Origin of the sequence: Streptomyces albidochromogenes, assembly GCF_005981925.1 — a bacterium.
GTDB classification, from domain to species: domain Bacteria; phylum Actinomycetota; class Actinomycetes; order Streptomycetales; family Streptomycetaceae; genus Streptomyces; species Streptomyces albidochromogenes.
Window position 1 is genome coordinate 1 of sequence record NZ_VBVX01000005.1, and the last position, 18,908, is coordinate 18,908.

Annotated in this window: 17 protein-coding genes, 1 pseudogene and 1 riboswitch; of the genes and pseudogenes, 14 read left to right on the plus strand and 4 right to left on the minus strand. The window is 69.4% G+C overall.

The window, feature by feature from the left end; genetic code table 11:
* Nucleotides 1–109: 109 nt before the first annotated feature.
* Nucleotides 110–850, minus strand: a pseudogene (locus E2E34_RS01305) (cysteine desulfurase family protein); the annotation flags it as partial.
* Nucleotides 851–1,167: 317 nt separating this feature from the next.
* On the opposite strand from E2E34_RS01305, the gene ctaC reads away from it, so the two are divergent.
* The 4 genes from ctaC to E2E34_RS01325 all read left to right on the plus strand — a co-directional run bounded on the left by ctaC (nucleotide 1,168) and on the right by E2E34_RS01325 (nucleotide 5,637).
* A complete protein-coding gene (gene ctaC, locus E2E34_RS01310) occupies nucleotides 1,168–2,136 on the plus strand; it encodes an aa3-type cytochrome oxidase subunit II (protein WP_138900043.1) in 969 nt (322 codons plus the stop codon).
* Nucleotides 2,133–3,872, plus strand: coding sequence for an aa3-type cytochrome oxidase subunit I (gene ctaD, locus E2E34_RS01315; protein ID WP_138900044.1), 1,740 nt, complete (start codon nucleotides 2,133–2,135; stop codon nucleotides 3,870–3,872). Before ctaC ends, ctaD begins: the two co-directional genes overlap by 4 nt.
* Entirely contained in the window at nucleotides 3,869–4,267 is a 399-nt protein-coding gene (locus E2E34_RS01320; protein ID WP_138900045.1) for a cytochrome c oxidase subunit 4, read from the plus strand. Before ctaD ends, E2E34_RS01320 begins: the two co-directional genes overlap by 4 nt.
* A 110-nt stretch (nucleotides 4,268–4,377) precedes the next feature.
* Entirely contained in the window at nucleotides 4,378–5,637 is a 1,260-nt protein-coding gene (locus E2E34_RS01325) for a L,D-transpeptidase (protein ID WP_138900046.1), read from the plus strand.
* A gap of 18 nt (nucleotides 5,638–5,655) precedes the next feature.
* Here E2E34_RS01325 and E2E34_RS01330 read toward each other — a convergent pair whose 3' ends face one another.
* A complete protein-coding gene (locus E2E34_RS01330; RefSeq protein WP_138900047.1) occupies nucleotides 5,656–6,051 on the minus strand; it encodes a hypothetical protein in 396 nt (131 codons plus the stop codon).
* A gap of 217 nt (nucleotides 6,052–6,268) precedes the next feature.
* Here E2E34_RS01330 and ctaE point away from each other — a divergent pair, with 217 nt between their 5' ends.
* From ctaE to E2E34_RS01360, 6 genes are all read left to right on the plus strand, one after another.
* Nucleotides 6,269–6,889, plus strand: a complete 621-nt coding sequence (gene ctaE / locus E2E34_RS01335) for an aa3-type cytochrome oxidase subunit III (RefSeq protein WP_138900048.1) — start codon at nucleotides 6,269–6,271, stop codon at nucleotides 6,887–6,889.
* 67 nt (nucleotides 6,890–6,956) lie between these two features.
* The gene (gene qcrC, locus E2E34_RS01340) at nucleotides 6,957–7,766 is read left to right on the plus strand and encodes a cytochrome bc1 complex diheme cytochrome c subunit (RefSeq protein ID WP_138900049.1); all 810 of its coding nucleotides are present in this window, start codon (nucleotides 6,957–6,959) and stop codon (nucleotides 7,764–7,766) included.
* On the plus strand, nucleotides 7,763–8,815 hold the full coding sequence (gene qcrA / locus E2E34_RS01345; RefSeq protein ID WP_138895201.1) for a cytochrome bc1 complex Rieske iron-sulfur subunit: 1,053 nt from the start codon (nucleotides 7,763–7,765) through the stop codon (nucleotides 8,813–8,815). The genes qcrC and qcrA overlap by 4 nt, the downstream gene beginning before the upstream one ends.
* A complete protein-coding gene (gene qcrB, locus E2E34_RS01350) occupies nucleotides 8,812–10,437 on the plus strand; it encodes a cytochrome bc1 complex cytochrome b subunit (protein WP_138900050.1) in 1,626 nt (541 codons plus the stop codon). Before qcrA ends, qcrB begins: the two co-directional genes overlap by 4 nt.
* 122 nt (nucleotides 10,438–10,559) lie before the next feature.
* Nucleotides 10,560–11,624 (plus strand): anthranilate phosphoribosyltransferase, encoded by a 1,065-nt coding sequence (gene trpD, locus E2E34_RS01355; RefSeq protein WP_138900051.1) that lies wholly within the window; start codon nucleotides 10,560–10,562, stop codon nucleotides 11,622–11,624.
* 85 nt (nucleotides 11,625–11,709) lie between these two features.
* A riboswitch (SAM riboswitch) is annotated at nucleotides 11,710–11,826 on the plus strand.
* Between the two features lie 160 nt (nucleotides 11,827–11,986).
* Entirely contained in the window at nucleotides 11,987–13,348 is a 1,362-nt protein-coding gene (locus tag E2E34_RS01360) for an aminotransferase class V-fold PLP-dependent enzyme (protein ID WP_138900052.1), read from the plus strand.
* 112 nt (nucleotides 13,349–13,460) lie between these two features.
* Here the strand turns inward: E2E34_RS01360 and E2E34_RS01365 are convergent, their stop codons facing one another.
* Together E2E34_RS01365 and E2E34_RS01370 are read right to left on the minus strand one after the other, a co-directional pair.
* Nucleotides 13,461–13,742 carry an Lrp/AsnC family transcriptional regulator gene (locus tag E2E34_RS01365; protein WP_005318592.1) on the minus strand — a complete coding sequence of 94 codons (282 nt, stop codon included), beginning with the start codon at nucleotides 13,740–13,742 and terminating at the stop codon, nucleotides 13,461–13,463.
* On the minus strand, nucleotides 13,739–14,449 hold the full coding sequence (locus E2E34_RS01370) for a rhomboid family intramembrane serine protease (protein WP_138900053.1): 711 nt from the start codon (nucleotides 14,447–14,449) through the stop codon (nucleotides 13,739–13,741). The genes E2E34_RS01365 and E2E34_RS01370 overlap by 4 nt, the downstream gene beginning before the upstream one ends.
* Nucleotides 14,450–14,589: 140 nt before the next feature.
* On the opposite strand from E2E34_RS01370, the gene E2E34_RS01375 reads away from it, so the two are divergent.
* The 4 genes from E2E34_RS01375 to E2E34_RS01390 all read left to right on the plus strand — a co-directional run bounded on the left by E2E34_RS01375 (nucleotide 14,590) and on the right by E2E34_RS01390 (nucleotide 18,881).
* A complete protein-coding gene (locus E2E34_RS01375; RefSeq protein ID WP_028811405.1) occupies nucleotides 14,590–14,832 on the plus strand; it encodes a hypothetical protein in 243 nt (80 codons plus the stop codon).
* Between the two features lie 34 nt (nucleotides 14,833–14,866).
* Nucleotides 14,867–16,225 carry an NYN domain-containing protein gene (locus E2E34_RS01380; RefSeq protein WP_138900054.1) on the plus strand — a complete coding sequence of 453 codons (1,359 nt, stop codon included), beginning with the start codon at nucleotides 14,867–14,869 and terminating at the stop codon, nucleotides 16,223–16,225.
* Nucleotides 16,226–16,532: 307 nt separating this feature from the next.
* Nucleotides 16,533–17,561, plus strand: a complete 1,029-nt coding sequence (locus E2E34_RS01385; RefSeq protein WP_138900055.1) for a C40 family peptidase — start codon at nucleotides 16,533–16,535, stop codon at nucleotides 17,559–17,561.
* Nucleotides 17,562–17,804: 243 nt separating this feature from the next.
* A complete protein-coding gene (locus E2E34_RS01390; protein ID WP_138900056.1) occupies nucleotides 17,805–18,881 on the plus strand; it encodes a C40 family peptidase in 1,077 nt (358 codons plus the stop codon).
* The last annotated feature ends 27 nt before the right edge of the window (nucleotides 18,882–18,908 follow it).

Sequence of the window (18,908 nt, forward strand, 5' to 3'; positions counted from 1 at the left end):
GGACGTTCGCGCGGTTCGGCCCGGCCGGCGGTGACGACTGTGCCCGGGGCAAGCAGTGCCCCGACGACTCCTACAAGCCGGGCGGCGAGGGCTCGGCGGTGAGCGAGAAGGCCGCGAAGAAGGCCGCCGCCGCCACGATCGCGGGCAGGTTCTCGAAGCCGGCCGCCCGCCCGGACTCCCGCTCGTCGGCCGGGCCTTGAGGGGCGAACCGCACGCCCTTGCGCACCACCAGCAGCCCGACCCCCGCCGGACCGCCCCATTTGTGCGCACTCGCGGTCAGCAGCGACCAGTCGCCCTCCACCGGCCCCCACCCGAGCGACTGCGCCGCGTCCACCAGCAGCGGCACACCCACCGCCCGGCACTGCTGTGCGATTTCGGCCACCGGCTGCGCGGTGCCGACCTCGTGGTTGGCGGACTGCAGGCAGGCCAGCGCGGTGTCCTCGCCCAGCTCCCGGGCGTACGCGTCCGGGTCCACCCGGCCCGCCCGGTCCACCGCCACCTGCGTCGTCGTACCGCCCGCCGCCTCGTGCCCGGCCGCCGCGTGGAGCACCGACGAATGCTCGACGGCGGAGACCACCAGGTGCCCGCCGACACGCCGGCGCGCGGCGAGCGCGCCCGCCATCCCGGTGTGCACCGCGCGGGTGCCGGAAGAGGTGAACACCAGCTCGTCGGGGCGGCACCCCACGGCCTCCGCCGCCGCCTCCCGGGCCGCGTCGAGCAGCAGCCTGGCCCGCCGCCCCTCGCGGTAGAGGCGGGACGGGTCGGCCCAGCCCTCGTCGAGCGAGGCGAGCAGGGCCTGCCGGGCGACGGGGTGCAGCGGGGCGGAGGAGGCGGCGTCGAAGTAGGGCACACCGCCACGCTAATCCCCGCCGCCGCGACCGCGCGCACCACCGTCGGGCGGGTCCGTGCGAGGACGCGGGGGAGGCGCTGCGGGCGCCCCGCCGGATGCCGGGTCAGATGGCGGGCGGAGGCCCGTATTCCACCGAGAAGCCACCCCTTCGGGGAGGGGTACGGCGCGTTGGGCACCCTCCCCGCGCGACCCCAAATAGCGTCCAGTAGGGTTTGGTCCGCATAAACATCCAAACCCCTGCCCGCGTCAGGGCCGGCGACCGACCAGCGAGACGGCCGCGACCGACCGCGCGGGCGAGACTCTCGGGAAGGCGCTACGTGAGTCCCAACGGCTCCGACCGCTCGTCGCGGCGCCCGATGCGGCGGAAGCTGCTCCAGGTGCTGACCGCGGGCGTGGTCCTGGCGACCGCCTCTGGTTGCTCGTACACATGGGAAGACTTCCCCCGCCTCGGGATGCCTACCCCGGTCACCGAAGAGGCTCCCATTATTCTGTCCCTCTGGCAGGGCTCGTGGGCGGCAGCGCTCGTCACGGGCGTCCTGGTGTGGGGACTGATTCTGTGGAGCGTCTTCTTCCACCGGCGTAGCCGCACCAAGGTAGAAGTACCTCCGCAGACCCGGTACAACATGCCCATCGAGGCGCTGTACACCGTGGTCCCGCTCATCATCGTCTCGGTCCTCTTCTACTTCACCGCGCGCGACGAGTCGAAGCTCCTCGCGCTCGAGAAGAAGCCGACCCACACCATCAACGTGGTCGGCTTCCAGTGGAGCTGGGGCTTCAACTACGTGGAGAACGTGGACGGCGACGCCGCCACGGGCGTGAAGCCCCCCAAGGAGCTCGACGCCATCCCGCAGCGCTACGCCGACCAGTTCCCCGAAGGCGCCGAAGGCGTCTACGCGGTCGGCACCCCGGGCGAGCGGAACCCGCAGAACGGCAACCCGGGCCCGACCCTGTGGCTGCCGAAGGGCGAGAAGGTCCGCTTCATCCTGACTTCGCGTGACGTCATCCACTCCTTCTGGGTGGTGCCGTTCCTCATGAAGCTGGACGTCATCCCGGGCCACACCAACGCCTTCGAGGTGACCCCCACGCGTGAGGGCACCTTCCGGGGCAAGTGCGCCGAGCTCTGCGGTGTCGACCACTCCCGGATGCTCTTCAACGTGAAGGTCGTCTCCCCGGAGCGGTACCAGCAGCACCTCAAGGAGCTGGCGGAGAAGGGCCAGACCGGCTTCATCCCGTCCGGTATCGAGCAGACCGACCCGGCCAGGAATGCGGAGACGAACAAACTGTGAGCATCCTCAACGAACCCAAGGGTGCCGCGGCGGCAGACGGCTCGTCCTACGAGAACGAACTGCCGGTACGGCGCAAGCAGCCGGGAAACGTCGTCGTCAAGTGGCTGACCACCACTGACCACAAGACCATCGGCTCGCTCTACCTGATCACGTCGTTCGTGTTCTTCTGCGTCGGCGGCCTGATGGCGCTCTTCATGCGCGCCGAACTGGCCCGTCCCGGCACGCAGATCATGTCGAACGAGCAGTTCAACCAGGCGTTCACGATGCACGGCACGATCATGCTGCTGATGTTCGCGACGCCGCTGTTCGCCGGATTCGCGAACTGGATCATGCCGCTGCAGATCGGCGCGCCCGACGTGGCGTTCCCGCGGCTGAACATGTTCGCGTACTGGCTGTACCTCTTCGGCTCGATCATCGCGGTGGCCGGCTTCCTCACCCCCCAGGGTGCGGCCGACTTCGGCTGGTTCGCCTACGCCCCGCTGTCGGACGCGGTCCGTTCGCCGGGTGTCGGCGCCGACATGTGGATCATGGGTCTGGCCTTCTCGGGCTTCGGCACGATCCTCGGCTCGGTCAACTTCATCACCACGATCATCTGCATGCGCGCACCCGGCATGACGATGTTCCGCATGCCGATCTTCACCTGGAACGTGCTGCTGACCGGTGTGCTGGTCCTGCTCGCCTTCCCGGTGCTCGCGGCGGCTCTCTTCGCGCTGGAGGCGGACCGCAAGTTCGGTGCGCACATCTTCGACGCGGCCAACGGCGGATCGCTGTTGTGGCAGCACCTCTTCTGGTTCTTCGGACACCCAGAGGTGTACATCATCGCGCTGCCGTTCTTCGGCATCATCTCCGAGGTCATCCCGGTCTTCAGCCGCAAGCCGATGTTCGGCTACATCGGCCTGATCGGCGCGACGATCGCCATCGCCGGCCTCTCGGTCACGGTGTGGGCGCACCACATGTACGTGACGGGCGGCGTGCTGTTGCCGTTCTTCTCGTTCATGACCTTCCTGATCGCGGTACCGACCGGTGTGAAGTTCTTCAACTGGATCGGCACCATGTGGAAGGGCTCACTGTCCTTCGAGACCCCGATGCTCTGGGCCGTCGGCTTCCTGATCACCTTCACCTTCGGTGGTCTGACCGGCGTCATCCTGGCCTCGCCCCCGATGGACTTCCACGTCTCCGACTCGTACTTCGTGGTCGCGCACTTCCACTACGTCATCTTCGGCACCGTGGTGTTCGCGATGTTCTCCGGATTCCACTTCTGGTGGCCGAAGTTCACGGGCAAGATGCTGGACGAGCGCCTCGGCAAGATCACCTTCTGGACGCTGTTCGTGGGCTTCCACGGCACCTTCCTGGTGCAGCACTGGCTCGGCGCCGAGGGCATGCCGCGTCGTTACGCGGACTACCTCGCCGCCGACGGCTTCACCCTGCTGAACACGATCTCCACGATCGCCTCGTTCCTGCTGGGCCTGTCGATGCTCCCGTTCTTCTACAACGTGTGGAAGACCGCGAAGTACGGCAAGAAGATCGAGGTCGACGACCCGTGGGGCTACGGCCGTTCGCTGGAGTGGGCGACGTCCTGCCCGCCCCCGCGGCACAACTTCCTCACGCTGCCGCGGATCCGTTCCGAATCCCCGGCGTTCGACCTGCACCACCCTGAGATCGCCGCTCTCGAGCAGCTCGAGAACCACGGACAGAAGGACACCGCGCTGTTCGGCGGCAAGGAGGTCGGCAAGTGAAGATCCAGGGAAAGATGTTCATCTGGTTGAGCATCTTCATCCTCGCCATGGCGATCGTCTATGGCGTGTGGTCGAAGGAGCCCGCCGGAACCACGGCACTGTTCCTGGCCTTCGGCCTGAGCATCATGATCGGCTACTACCTGGCCTTCACGGCCAAGCGGGTCGACGCGATGGCCCAGGACGACAAGGAGGCCGACGTAGCGGACGAGGCCGGTGACGTCGGCTTCTTCTCGCCGCACAGCTGGCAGCCGCTCTCGCTGGCCGTCGGAGGCGCGTTCGCGTTCCTCGGCGTGGCCATGGGCTGGTGGCTGCTGTACTTCTCGGCGCCGCTGATCCTGATCGGTCTCTTCGGCTGGGTCTTCGAGTACTACCGGGGCGAGAACCAGAACCAGTAGAGGCACCAGACACGCCCGAGGGGCCCGTCCACCTGCACATCAGGTGGGCGGGCCCCTCGTTTGGCATCTCCCGGCGCGCCGTACCCGCGAAATGTTCCTAATGTGTGATCATGACCCATTCACCTCGACTCCGGACGGTTCTGAGCTGCTCCCTGCTGATCGCGTCCCTCGCGGCAGCCGGGACGGCGTGCAGCGGGTCCGGTGACGGCCATCCGCTCTCCGCGGCGCCGTACGACGCGGCGGACCAGGTCTCCTTCAACGCGGCCACCGGCACGTCCAAGGCGGACCCCGAGAAGCCCCTGGAGATCACCGCCAAGGACAAGGACGGCCGGATCACGGACGTGACGGCCTCCGACGCCGCCGGGCGCTATCTGGCCGGCGAACTCTCCGCCGACGGCTCGCGCTGGCACAGCACCGCCCCGCTGGCGGCCGGAGCGCGCTACACGGTCAAGGTGGCCACCGAGGACGAGGACGGCGCGCCCGGTGCGCGCACCCTCACCTTCGAGACGTCGGTACCCCCGAGGAAGCGCCTGAAGGTCACCTTCGGCCCCAAGGCGGGCAAGTACGGCGTCGGCCAGCCGGTCACCGCCGAACTCAGCGCCCCCGTCAAGGGCGAGGCGGCCAGAGCGGTCGTCGAACGAGCCCTGAAGGTGCGCTCGGAGCCGGCGGTGCAGGGGTCCTGGCACTGGGTCGACGACAAGAAACTGCACTTCCGTCCGAAGGAGTACTGGCCCGCCAACGCCACGATCACGGCGCGCAGCACCCTCGACGGCATCAAGGTGGCCGACCGGCTCTACGGCGGCCCCGCCAAGCCCCTGCGGATCAGCACCGGGGACCGGGTGGAGGCCATCACCGACGCCGGCTCGCACCAGATGACGGTGCTGCGCAACGGCAAGGTGATCAACACCATTCCGGTGACCACGGGCAAGCCCGGCTTCTCCACCCGCAACGGCGTCAAGGTCGTGCTGGGCAAGGAGTACTTCGTACGGATGCGCGGGACGACCGTCGGCATCGCCGAGGGCTCCGCGGACTCGTACGACCTGCCCGTCTACTACGCCACCCGGGTCACCTGGAGCGGCGAGTACGTCCACGCCGCGCCCTGGTCGGTCGGCTCGCAGGGGTCGGCCAACGTCAGCCACGGCTGCACCGGCATGAGCACGAGCAACGCCGAGTGGTTCTTCAAGACCGTCCGCGAGGGCGACATCGTCAAGGTCGTGAACAGCGCCGGGGACATGATGGCCCCCTTCGGGAACGGCTTCGGCGACTGGAACCTGCCCTGGGACAAGTGGCGCAAGGGCAGCGCCCTGACGGCCGGGCTGCGGGAAGGCGGAAGCCCCGTCGACGCGGCCAGGCTGCGACCGGAGGTCTGACGGGGCCACGCGCCGGTGTCACGCCTCGACGGCGAGCCTGCCGCGCAGCAGCGACGCCAGGGCGTCCGCGAACTCCACGGGGTCCACCGGAAGGGTCACAGCGCTCTCGGCGCGGCTCCAGGTGGCCAGCCAGGAGTCCTGCGGGCGCCCGATCAGCAGGAGTACGGGCGGGCAGTTGAACACCTCGTCCTTGATCTGCCGGCAGACCCCCATGCCGCCCGCGGGCACGGCCTCGCCGTCCAGCACGCAGACGTCGACACCGCCCCCGTTCAGCGCCGTCAGGACCGCCGGCAGGGTGGCGCACTCCAGGAACTCGACCGGGGGCACGTCCGCGGCGGGCCTGCGACCCGCCGCCAGCCGCACCTGTTCACGGGTGTGCGCGTTGTCGCTGTAGACCAGGACCGTGGCGGCCATTGTTCCTCCATGCATCGAGGAGCCCTCGAAGGCTCGGTGTTGGATCAGGAACCGATGCGCGGATGCTACTCCGTCCGACGGCCGGTCAGCAGGGGTTCGCACCCGCCTTCGACGGTACCTCCGATGGGCCGTTCGGCTCAGGTCACAGGGCCTTCTCAGAGCATGGACACACCGAATGGCACCCCCGGGAGTGAGGGCGGGATAAGCGACCGACATAATGTCGGTCGTGGCGACAGCAACGACAGTAGATACCGGGCACGCGCACCCGTCGGTCAATCGACCGAACCTCACCAGCGTCGGAACCATCATCTGGCTGAGTTCCGAGCTGATGTTCTTCGCGGCCCTATTCGCGATGTACTTCACCCTGCGATCGGTGACGGGTCCCGACTTCTGGAAGCAGCAGGCAGAACACCTGAACTTCCCGTTCTCGGCGACGAACACCACGATCCTGGTGCTCTCCTCCCTCACCTGCCAGCTCGGCGTCTTCGCCGCCGAGCGCGGGGACGTGAAGAAGCTCCGGGCGTGGTTCATCATCACGTTCGTGATGGGTGCGATCTTCATCGGAGGCCAGGTCCTCGAGTACACCGAGCTGGTGAAGGACGCGGGCCTCTCGCTCTCGTCCGACCCGTACGGCTCGGTGTTCTACCTGACGACCGGCTTCCACGGACTGCACGTGACGGGCGGACTCATCGCCTTCCTGCTGGTCCTCGGCCGTACCTACGCGGCCAAGAGATTCACCCACGAGCAGGCAACCGCCGCCATCGTCGTGTCCTACTACTGGCACTTCGTCGATGTCGTCTGGATCGGCCTCTTCGCCACGATCTACATGATCAAGTAGGTCGGGTCCGAAACCCGGCCCACATCCAGCACCATCGACGCAGAAGATCCTGACACCGGGGTAATCCGTGAAAAAGCTCTCCGCACGACGACGCCATCCGCTGGCGGCGGTCGTCGTACTACTCCTCGCGCTGGCGGCCACCGGGGGGCTGTACGCCGCGTTCGCGCCCGCGGGCAAGGCCCAGGCCGACGAAACCGCCCAGTCCCTCGCCATCGAGGAGGGCAAGCGGCTCTACGCCACTGGCTGCTCCAGCTGCCACGGCACCGGCGGTCAGGGCGGCAGTGACGGCCCGTCCCTCGTGGGCGTCGGCTCGGCCGCAGTGGACTTCCAGGTGGGCACCGGCCGTATGCCGGCGCAGCAGCCCGGCGCCCAGGTGCCCAAGAAGCCGAGGATCTACTCGCAGGCCGAGATCGACCAGCTCGCGGCGTACGTCGCTTCCCTCGGAGCCGGCCCGATCACGCCGACCGAGAAGCAGTACAGCCCTGAGGGCGCGGACATCGCCAAGGGTGGCGACCTGTTCCGTACCAACTGCGCCCAGTGCCACAACTTCACGGGTGAGGGCGGTGCCCTGACGAACGGCAAGTACGCTCCGAGCCTCGAAGGCGTGAGCCCGAAGCACCTCTACCAGGCCATGCAGACCGGCCCGCAGAACATGCCGTCCTTCCCCGACACGACGCTGCCGGAGCAGCAGAAGAAGGACATCATCGCGTACGTCAAGACGGTGAACGGCGAGGAGACGGAGACCCCCGGCGGCTTCGCGCTGGGCGGCCTCGGCCCCGTCAGCGAGGGTCTGTTCGGCTGGATCTTCGGTCTCGGTTCGCTGATCGCCGTCGCCGTCTGGGTCGCGGCCCACACCGCTAAGGCCAAGAAGTCATGAGTAGCCAAGAGATTCCAGAGAAGAACCTGCCCAGTGAGCAGGACACCGCGCACGGCGCGGTAGCCGTGGCGGAAGACCCGTTCGCGGACCCGGGGCTGCCGCCCCACAAGCCGCGTGTCCAGGACATCGACGAGCGGGCCGCCAAGCGCTCCGAGCGTACGGTCGCCCTGCTGTTCACGCTGTCCATGCTGTCCACGATCGGCTTCATCGCCTCCTTCGTGGCCTTCCCGGTCGAGAAGATCGTGTACGTCTGGCCGCTCGGCCACGTCAGCGCGCTGAACCTCTCGCTGGGCGTGACGCTCGGCCTCGCCCTTTTCTGCATCGGCGCGGGAGCGGTCCACTGGGCCCGCACCCTGATGTCCGACGTGGAGGTCGCCGACGACCGTCACCCGATCGAGGCAGACCCGGTCGTCAAGGCCAAGGTCATGTCGGACTTCGCGGCCGGTGCCGAGGAGTCGGCGATCGGCCGCCGCAAGCTGATCCGCACCACGATGTTCGGCGCGCTGGCCATGGTGCCGCTCTCCGGTGTGGTGCTGCTGCGGGACCTGGGCCCGCTGCCCGAGGAGAAGCTGCGCCACACGCTGTGGGGCAAGGGCAAGCAGCTCATCAACATGAACACGAACGAGCCGCTGCGTCCCGAGGACGTCGCGGTGGGTTCGCTGACCTTCGCCAAGCCGGAAGGCCTGGAGGAGGACAACCACGAGTTCAACAACGAGATCGCCAAGGCCGCCCTGATGATCGTCCGGCTCCAGCCGCAGGACATCAAGGACAAGCGCGAGCTCGACTGGTCCCACCAGGGCATCGTGGCGTTCTCGAAGATCTGCACCCATGTCGGCTGCCCGATCAGCCTGTACGAGCAGCAGACGCATCACGTGCTCTGCCCGTGCCACCAGTCCACTTTCGACCTCTCCGACGGTGCGCGCGTCATCTTCGGCCCGGCCGGCCACGCCCTCCCGCAGCTGCGGATCGGCGTGAATGACGAAGGATTCCTCGAGGCGCTCGGCGACTTCGAAGAGCCCGTCGGTCCTAGTTTCTGGGAGCGCGGATGAGCACCGTGACCGACGCAAAGCGCAAGGCACCCGCAGGTGAGCGGGTCGCCGACTGGGCTGACGGCCGGCTGGGCATCTACAGCCTGGCCAAGGCCAACATGCGCAAGATCTTCCCGGACCACTGGTCCTTCATGCTCGGTGAGATCGCGCTCTACAGCTTCATCATCATCATCCTCACGGGTGTGTACCTGACGCTGTTCTTCCACCCGAGCATGAACGAGGTCGTTTACCACGGCTCGTACGTGCCGATGCAGGGCATCCGGATGACGGAGGCCTACGCGTCGACCCTGGAGATCAGCTTCGACGTCCGCGGCGGTCTGCTCATCCGGCAGATCCACCACTGGGCCGCGCTGATCTTCCTCGCGGCGATGTTCGTGCACATGATGCGCGTGTTCTTCACGGGTGCGTTCCGCAAGCCGCGTGAGATCAACTGGCTGTTCGGCTTCCTGCTGTTCGTCCTGGGCATGTTCACCGGTTTCACCGGCTACTCGCTCCCGGACGACCTGCTCTCCGGCACCGGTGTCCGCTTCACGCAGGGCGCGATCCTGGCGACGCCCGTCGTCGGCACGTACATCTCGTTCTTCCTGTTCGGCGGCGAGTTCCCCGGCCACGACATGGTGGCCCGGTTCTACTCGATCCACATCCTGCTGCTGCCGGGCATCATGCTCGGCCTCGTGGTGGCGCACCTGATCCTGGTCTTCTACCACAAGCACACGCAGTTCGCGGGCCCCGGACGTACGAACAAGAACGTCGTCGGCATGCCGCTGCTGCCGGTCTACATGGCCAAGGCCGGAGGCTTCTTCTTCCTGGTCTTCGGTGTCATCGCGGCCATCGCGGGCCTGTTCACGATCAACCCGGTCTGGGCGCTCGGTCCGTACCGTCCGGACCAGGTGTCCACCGGCGCCCAGCCCGACTGGTACATGGGCTTCGCCGAGGGTCTGATCCGTGTCATGCCGGGCTGGGAGATCAACCTGTGGGGCCACACGCTCGCCCTGGGCGTGTTCATCCCGCTGACGCTCTTCGGTCTGGTCCTCGTCGCGCTGGCGGTCTACCCGTTCATCGAGTCGTGGGTCACCGGTGACAAGCGCGAGCACCACATCCTGGACCGGCCGCGCAACGCGCCGACCCGGACGGCGCTGGGCGTCGCCTGGATCACCGGCTACGTGATCATGCTCCTGGGTGGCGGCAACGACATCTTCGCCACGCACTTCCACCTGTCGATCAACTCGATCACCTGGTTCGTCCGGATCTCCTACTTCGTGGGCCCGGTCCTGGCGTTCGTGATCACCCGGCGGATCTGCCTCGGCCTCCAGCGCCGCGACAAGGACAAGGTGCTGCACGGACGCGAGTCCGGCATCATCAAGCGCCTGCCGCACGGTGAGTTCGTCGAGGTCCACGAGCCGCTCAGCCAGCAGCAGCTGCACACGCTCACGGCGCACGAGCAGTACGCGCCGGCCGAGATCGGCCCGTCGGTCGACGAGAACGGCGTCGAGCGCAAGGTGACGCGCGGCCAGAAGCTCCGCGCCAAGCTGAGCAAGGGCTACTACGGCGAGGGGAACCAGATCCCCAAGCCGACCGCCGACGAGTACAAGGAGATCACCAGCGGCCACGGCCACCACTGATCTCCGACCGTAAGGTCGCCACAGCGGGAGCCCCGTCCATTCGCCGGACGGGGCTCTTCGCTGTCCGCCCGGCTGGATAGGGTAGGAGCCATCCTTACTGGCTGTGGACCCTGGAGCGGACCATGAACGTTGTGACCCCGGTTGGCGGCGACAGCGTGGCGGCCGGCTCCTGGCCGGGTGTCCTGAACGCCCTGCTGCGCGGCAAGGACCTCTCCGCCGACGACACGGCCTGGGCCATGGACCGCATCATGAGCGGCGAGGCGACGGACGCCCAGATCGCCGGCTTCGCGGTCGCGCTGCGCGCCAAGGGCGAGACGGTCGACGAGGTCACCGGTCTGGTGCGCGCGATGTACACCCACGCCAACACCATCGAGGTCCCGGGCCGCACCGTCGACATCGTCGGTACGGGCGGCGACCTGGCCAAGACGGTCAACATCTCCACCATGTCGGCGATCGTCGTCGCGGGCACCGGCGCCAAGGTCGTCAAGCACGGCAACCGTGCCGCCTCGTCCGCGAGCGGCGCCTCGGACGTCCTGGAGAAGCTCGGCGTCAACCTGGAGCTGACGCCCCGGCGTGTCGCCGAGGTGGCCGAGGAGGCGGGCATCACCTTCTGCTTCGCCGTGAAGTTCCACCCCGCCCTGCGGTACGCCGCGAAGGCGCGCAAGGAGCTGGGCGCGCAGACGACGTTCAACATCCTCGGTCCGCTCACGAACCCGGCGCGGGTGAAGGCCCAGGCGGTCGGCGTGGCCGACGCCCGGATGGCCCCCATCGTGGCGGGCGTGCTCGCCGAACGGGGGAGTTCCGCGCTCGTCTTCCGCGGCGACGACGGCCTCGACGAGCTGACGACGACCGCCACCTCGCGGGTGTGGATCGTACGGGACGGAGCGGTGTCGGAGCAGCCCTTCGACCCGCGTGACGTGGGCCTGGAGATCGTGCCCGTCGAGGCGCTGCGCGGCGCGGACGCGTCGTACAACGCGGATGTCGCCCGGCGGCTGCTGGCCGGCGAGACCGGCCCGGTGCGGGACGCGGTGCTGCTGAACACGGCGGCGGCGCTGGTCGCGCTCGACCCCACCGAGGCGTCCCTGAACGACCAGCTCGCGGCCGGGATCGCCAAGGCCGCCGAGTCGATCGACTCCGGGGCGGCGCGGGCGGCGCTGGAGCGCTGGGTGGCTGCCAGCAACGGCTGAGTGCGGAGGGTGTGTGACGCGAGGCGTAGTCCAGAGTCTGGACTACGCCTTGCGTCTTCTTGATCGTGTGGCAGGATGCTTGGCAGGTCATGAGTGACAGCGTTTTGGCCCCGGCTTGCTGTCCGGCAACCCTCCGTCCGTGGCGGGGTGCCCCGGGTGAAGACCAGGTCGTGGACAGAAAGGTCCACGGCAAGCGCGGACCCCTCGAAGACTTGGGGTCCTGGTTCTCAGGGAGCCTCTTGTGAGCAAGCGAATGCGATAGGGCCTTCTCGCCCCTTCTTCGCACACCCCTTTCTTTTTCTCCAGCGCTGCCGCGTATCCGCCGGCGCGAGGAATTCGCCTGCCTTCTTCGGGAGTTCGCCATGTCTGTCTCCACCGCTGCCGCCGACCAGACTGTTTGTACGCCCCTGCCCGTTCTCGGGCGGGATGTCCTCGTGCCGCTCGTGACCGGCGGCGAGGTCGCCTACGCCGCTCTCGACTACGCCGCGAGCGCCCCGGCTCTCCAGCGCGTGTGGGACGACGTGGCGGCGTACGCCCCGTACTACGGCAGCGTGCACCGCGGCGCCGGCTATCTCTCGCAGCTGTCGACGGACCTGTTCGAGAACAGCCGCGCCACCGTCGCCGAGTTCCTCGGCTGCCGCGACGACGACCAGGTCGTCTTCACCCGCTCCACGACCGACTCGCTGAACCTGCTGGCGGCGGCCCTGCCCGCCGACTGCCAGGTGTTCGTCTTCGAGACCGAGCACCACGCCTCGCTCCTGCCCTGGCGCGACGCGCGGGTCAACTTCCTCAACGCGCCCCGGACTCCGGCTCAGGCCGTGGAGACCCTGGAGCGCGCGCTGGCCGCCCGCGACCCGTACGGCCCGGCGCTGGTGTGCGTGACCGGCGCGTCGAACGTCACCGGTGAGCTGTGGCCGGTGAAGGAACTCGCCGCCGCCGCCCATGCCCACGGCGCGCGCATCGTGCTCGACGCGGCCCAGCTGGCGCCCCACCACCCGCTGGACATCGCCGAGCTGGACGTCGACTGGGTCGCCTTCTCCGGGCACAAGCTGTACGCCCCGTTCGGTTCGGGCGTGCTCGCGGGCCGCGCCGACTGGCTGCGGAGCGCCGAGCCGTACCTGGCGGGCGGCGGCGCCTCCCGCAAGGTCTCCCGCCGCGGCGACGGCGGCGTGGACGTCGAGTGGCACACCACGGCCGCCCGGCACGAGGCCGGTTCGCCCAACGTCATCGGCGTGTACGCGATCGCCTCCGCCTGCAAGGCGCTCACCGAGGCCGGTTTCGACTCCCTGGTCGAGCGCGAGCAGCGGCTCGTGGCGAAGGTGCGGGAGGGGCTGGCCGAGGTGGACGCCGTGCGGGTGCTCTCCCTCTTCGGGGACGACGCCCCGCGCGTCGGCGTCATCTCGTTCGTCGTCGACGGCTGGAACAGCTCGCACTTCGCCGCCGCGCTCTCCGCCGAGTACGGGATCGGTGTGCGCGACGGGCTGTTCTGCGCGCACCCGCTGGTCCGCACGCTCCTCGGCAGCGACCCGCAGGACCCGGGCGAGTGCGGCGCGCCGGAGGCCGAGCCCGGCGAGCGGTCGCTGAACGCCATCCGGGTGAGCTTCGGAGCCGGTACGCCCGACGAGCACGTCGAGCGGTTCGTCGGCGCGGTCAAGGAGCTCGTCAGGGACGGCGCGAAGTGGAACTACCGCACCGAGGAAGGCCGCTGCGTCCCGGCCGTCTGACCGCGCGGGCCCGGTCGGGCCCGCCCGCGGCACACCCGCCCGGCCGCGCCGGTGAGGATCTCGCCGCCGCGGCCGGGCGTCCGCACGGCCGGGGGAAGCGCGCGCCGGGGTGCTACGCGTCGAGGCCGATCGCGAAGGCCGCTTCCAGGTCGTGCTGCGAGTACGTGCGGAACGCGACGTGCGTGTCGGTGCCCTCGACGCCGGGGATCTTGCTGATCCGGCCGGGGATGACGTCCGCCAGGTCGTCGTGCTTCGCCACACGGACCATGGCGATCAGGTCGTACGTCCCGGTGACCGAGAAGACCTCGCTGACGCTGTCCAGCGCGGCGATCGACTCGGCGATCTCGGGGATCCGGTCCACGCTGGTCTTGATGAGCACGATCGCGGTGATCACGGTTGGCTTTCTCCCTCGGTGGCCGGCGCTGTGGTCCTCACTCTAGCCGTACGCCGACTACGCCCCCAGGCGTAGAGGAAGCCCGCGCAGAACCCCGCCACGTGCGCCAGGTACGCCACCCCGGGCCCCGACCCCGCGCGCTGCGCCGCCACCCACTGCAGGGCGAACCAGAAGATCAGCACGAGCCAGGCCGGGAAGCGCAGCGGCAGGAAGAAGAGGAACGGGAAAAGGCTCGTGACCCGCGCCCGGGGGAAGAGGAAGAGGAACGCGCCGAGCACCGCCGAGATCGCCCCCGACGCCCCGACCAGGGTCTGGTCCGATTCGGCGTGGACGACGGCGTACACGACCAGTGCCAGGTATCCGCAGCCCACGTAGAACAGGGCGAACTGCAAGCGGCCCATCCGTTCCTCGGTCATCGCCCCGAACACGAAGAGGAAGAGCATGTTGCCCAGCAGGTGGAGCCAGCTCCCGTGCACGAACAGGGCGGTCAGCGGGGTGGCCAGCGCGGACGGCCCGGCGCTCAGCAGCTCGTCGGGGATCACGCCCCAGCGCTCGAAGTAGGCGCTCTGCGCGGCGAGGAGGATGTCGCCCGTGCCGTAGGCCGGATTGAACCCCGAGAGGGGGCCGATGAGGAAGATCAGGCAGCAGAGGCCGATCGCGCCGTACGTCACCACGGGGCCCCGGGCCGCTTCCCGCCAATTGATCATGACCAGATCATCGCGTAACGGGACCGGCCGGGGCAGAGCGCCTCGCCGGGGGCCGTCCCGCACCGTGGACGGTACGCCGCAGGGGGCACCCGTAAGGCCGTAGGGTTACGGGCAGTAGGCGCGACGAAAGAGGACGCACGATGACGACGGTTCCCCTGCCGACTGCCGAGACCCGGTGGCGCTGCGCCCTGTGCGGCAATCTCACACGTTTCGATGTGACCCGGTCGTCGAAGGTGATCGAGTACGTCCATCTCGACCTGGCCGGAGAGTCGAAGGTCGAGGAACGTGAGGTGGTCAGTGAGACCATCGAGTCCGTGCGCTGCCGCTGGTGCAACGCGGTGGACCAGATCGAACTGGTGGACAGGCCGGGCGCCGGCTCCTGAGAGGACCGGCCCGAGAGTAGTGGGGTGACGGATTGTGGAGCATGCAAGCGGCGGTGAACCGGCCGGCTCGGCCGGGGACGCCGCCGAGGTGCTCGACCGCCCGCTGCCCGAAGGCGTACGGCACAAGGTCGTCGCACTGGTGTCGGACGCCTTCGGCGGGCTCACCGTCGCGGAACTTCCGTCCCAGCTGAGGCAGTACGCCCGCTTCACCCCGAGCCGGCGCGCCAAGTTCGCGGGCAACGCGATGGCCGCCGCCCTGGAGGGCGACACGCTGTTCCGCCAGCGCATCGGCGAGCGGCTGCGCGAGGCGCAGCCCGAACTCGCCCGGGCCCTGGAGGCGGGCTCGCCGCCTGCCGCGGCCGATCCGGTGGACGTGGCGGCGGCGGCGTACGTCCTGCGCCCCGTCGGCTGGGTCAAGCTGGTGGCCGCCGCCGGCGAGGAGGCGCTGCGGGCCGACGCCGAACGCGCCGACGAGGCCGCCCAGCGGGAGCTGGAGCGCCTGCGCGAGGAGCTCGCGCACGCGCGCGAGCAGACGAAGAGCGAGACCGAACGGCTGCGCACCGAGCTGGAGGCCGCCCGCAAGGAGGCCGACGTGCTCAGCCGCAAGCTGCGCAGCGCGCTGAGCGACGTCAAGCGGGGCGAGGCGGCCCTGCGGCGTACGAACGCCGAGACGGAGACGGTCAGGACCGACGCCGCCACCCGGGTCACCGCCGCCGAGAGCGAGGCGCGGCGGCTGCGGGCCCGCCTCGGCGAGGCCGAGGCGTCCGTCGAGGCGAGCCGCAGGGCGGTGCGCGAGGGCCGCAGCATCGAGGACATGCGGGTGCGGCTGCTGCTCGACACCGTGCTGGACGCCGCCCAGGGGCTGCGCCGGGAACTGGCGCTGCCGCCCGCCTCCGTGCACCCCGCGGACACGGTGGACGCCGTGGAGCCGGGCCGTATGACACCCAAGGACATCGCCGCCCGGGCGCTGTCCGAGACGGACCCGGCGCTGCTGGACCAGCTGCTCGAACTGCCGCAGTGCCATCTGGTCGTGGACGGCTACAACGTCACCAAGACCGGTTATCCGCAGATGCCGCTCGACAAGCAGCGGCTGCGCCTCCTCGGCGGTCTGTCCATGCTCGCGGCGCAGACCGGCGCCGAGGTGACGTGCGTCTTCGACGGGGCGGAGCTGGTGGCGCCGGTGCTCCTCGCGCCGCCGCGCGGTGTGCGGGTGCTGTTCAGCAAGCCGGGGGTGACGGCGGACGAGCTCATCAGACAGCTCGTACGGGCCGAACCGCCGGGGCGGCCGGTCGTGGTGGCCTCCACCGACCGCGAAGTGGCGGACGGTGTCGCCAAGTCGGGCGCCAGGCCGGTCGCGTCCGCCTTGTTGCTGAAGAGGCTTTCGCGCGTCTAGTGGCTTCTCGGCCCAATGCCCGAAATCGGGAAACGTACCGTCAAGTCGCCGTTACTGCGGGTGTGATGAAAGTAAAGATTGTGACCACTGGGTGAGTTTTTACGCATGAGGATTTGAACTGATCACAAGAAGGTCACTAAGGTCTGCCCTCAAACCTTCGAACGGTTGATCACCCACCCGGGGTGTCAGCGAAGGTACCGCCGAGTCCATGCAATTCGGTCCATTTCCGCGGGGGAACCGAAGCGTGGAGCCGGGGCTCACGTCCCCGACCCCGGTAGGCGGCTCGAGGAAGAAGGAGCTCGCCTTCGTGGCGTCCCACCGTCGTCCCAAGCAGCCGAGCCGCACTCGTGTGACCGTGCTCACCGCGACCGCAGCCGCAGCCGTCGCTCTCACGTCCCAGACCGCTCAGGCCGACCCCAAGCCGACCAAGAGCGAGGTCAAGGCCAAGGTCGACAAGCTCTACCACGAGGCCGAGGCCGCGACGGAGAAGTACAACCAGTCCAAGGAGCGGCAGGACAAGCTCAAGGAAGAGGTCGACAACCTCCAGGACAAGGTCGCCCGCGGCCAGGAGGACCTCAACGAACTGCGCGGCGCCCTGGGTTCGGTGGCCAGCGCGCAGTACCGCTCCGGCGGCATCGACCCCTCCGTGCAGCTCTTCCTCTCCGCCGACCCGGACGACTACCTCGACAAGGCTGGCGCGATCGACCAGTTGAGCGCCAAGCAGGCCGAGTCGCTGGAGAAGATCCAGGCGAAGCAGCGCACCCTCGCCCAGCAGCGCGCCGAGGCGACGGACAAGCTCGCCGACCTCGAGGACGTGCGCGAGGAACTCGGCGAGAAGAAGAAGAAGTTCCAGGGCAAGCTCGCCGAGGCGCAGCGGCTCCTGAACACGCTGACCGCCGCCGAGCGCGAGGAGCTGCGGGAGAAGGAGCAGCGCGCCAGCCGCGCCTCCACCGAGCGCGTGGAACTCGGCAACGAGAAGCCGGCCTCCGGCCGCGGCGCCGCCGCGCTGAGCGCCGCGGCCACCCAGATCGGCAAGCCGTACATCTCGGGTGCGACCGGCCCCAACGCGTACGACTGCTCCGGACTGACCCAGTGGGCCTTCGCCCAGGCCGGCGTCTCCATCTCCCGGACCACGTTCACCCAGCACAACGACGGCACGAAGATCTACAGCAAGAGCCAGCTCAGGCCGGGCGACATGGTGTTCTTCAACAACCTGGCGCACGTCGGCTTCTACGCCGGCAACAACCAGATCCTGCACGCCCCGAAGCCCGGCGCCAACGTGCGCTACGAGTCGATGGACTACATGGGCACCTTCCAGTTCGGCGTGCGCGTCTGACAGACGCCCCACACGAAGGCCGTTGCCCACACCGCCCATTCGGGCGAATTCCGGTGACTCCCGCTGACTGTCCGCCCCGCCGGTGACCTGGTTCTCCGGCGGGGCGCCACTGTTTGCGCCCGCCGAGGTCTTTGGCCGCCGCGTGATCGCACCGCTACTGTCTGCTCGCGCAGCTCCCCGGTCCATCGGTCCGCCCGTCCGGGCGGCAGGGGGCTGCACGCAGTGGAAGGAGTGCGGCTTCCTGTGGCGACCCACCGGCGTCCCTCACAGTCCGGCCTCACGCAGAGCGCCCGGGTCACGGTTCTGTCCGCCGCCGCGGCGACGGCGGCGGCAGCGCTCGTCTCCGCCCCGGCGAGCGCCGACCCCCACGACACGTCCTCGGCCGCCTCCCCGGCCTCGGCGTCGTCCCCGGACACCGCCACGGCCACCCGGGCGCGGGTCGACCGGCTCTTCGAGCAGGCGGAGCGGGCGACGGAGCGGTTCAACAAGGCCGACGAACTCGCGGACCGGCTGCGCGAACAGGTCGACCACGCCCAGGACCTGGCCGCCCGCGGCCAGGAACGCATCAACCACATGCGCGGTGCGCTCGGCGCGGTCGCCGGAGCGCAGTACCGGGCGGGCGGGCTGGACCCGGCCCTCGCCCTGCTGCTCTCCGAGAACCCCGACAGTTACCTCTCCAAGGCATCGGCCCTCGACCGCATGGGCGCCCGCCAGGTGGCCGCCCTGAACGAACTGCGGGCCGCGCAGCGCACCTTGGGCCGGCAGCGCGCGGAAGCCGCCGTGAAGCTCGGCGAACTGGAGCGCAGCCGGGCCGCCGTCGCCCGCCACAAGCGCACCGTCGAGCACAAGCTCGCGGAGGCCAGGCGGCTGCTGAACTCGCTGCCCGAGCAGGAGCGCGAGGAGTTCGACGGCCGGTCGTCGCGGTCCGCCGACCGCGCCGAGACGCCGCCCCTGCCGGCCGGCGGGCCCGTGTCGGGACGCGCGTCGGCGGCCGTGACGGCGGCCCGGGGGGCGGTGGGCAAGCCGTACATCTGGGGCGCCAACGGACCCTCGGGCTTCGACTGCTCGGGCCTCACCCAGTGGTCGTACGCCCAGGCGGGCGTCTCGCTGCCGCGCACGTCGCAGGCGCAGCGGTACGCCGGGCGGCAGGTCCCGCTCGACCAGGCGCAGCCGGGCGACCTCGTCACGTACCGGGACGACGCCAGCCACATCGGGATGTACGTCGGCAACGGCCAGGTCGTGCACGCGCCCTACCCCGGGGCCCCGGTGCGCTACGACCCGGTCGGCATGATGCCCGTCTCGTCGGTGACCCGCGTCTGACCCGGCCCTGCCCGTCGCCCGGGCGCT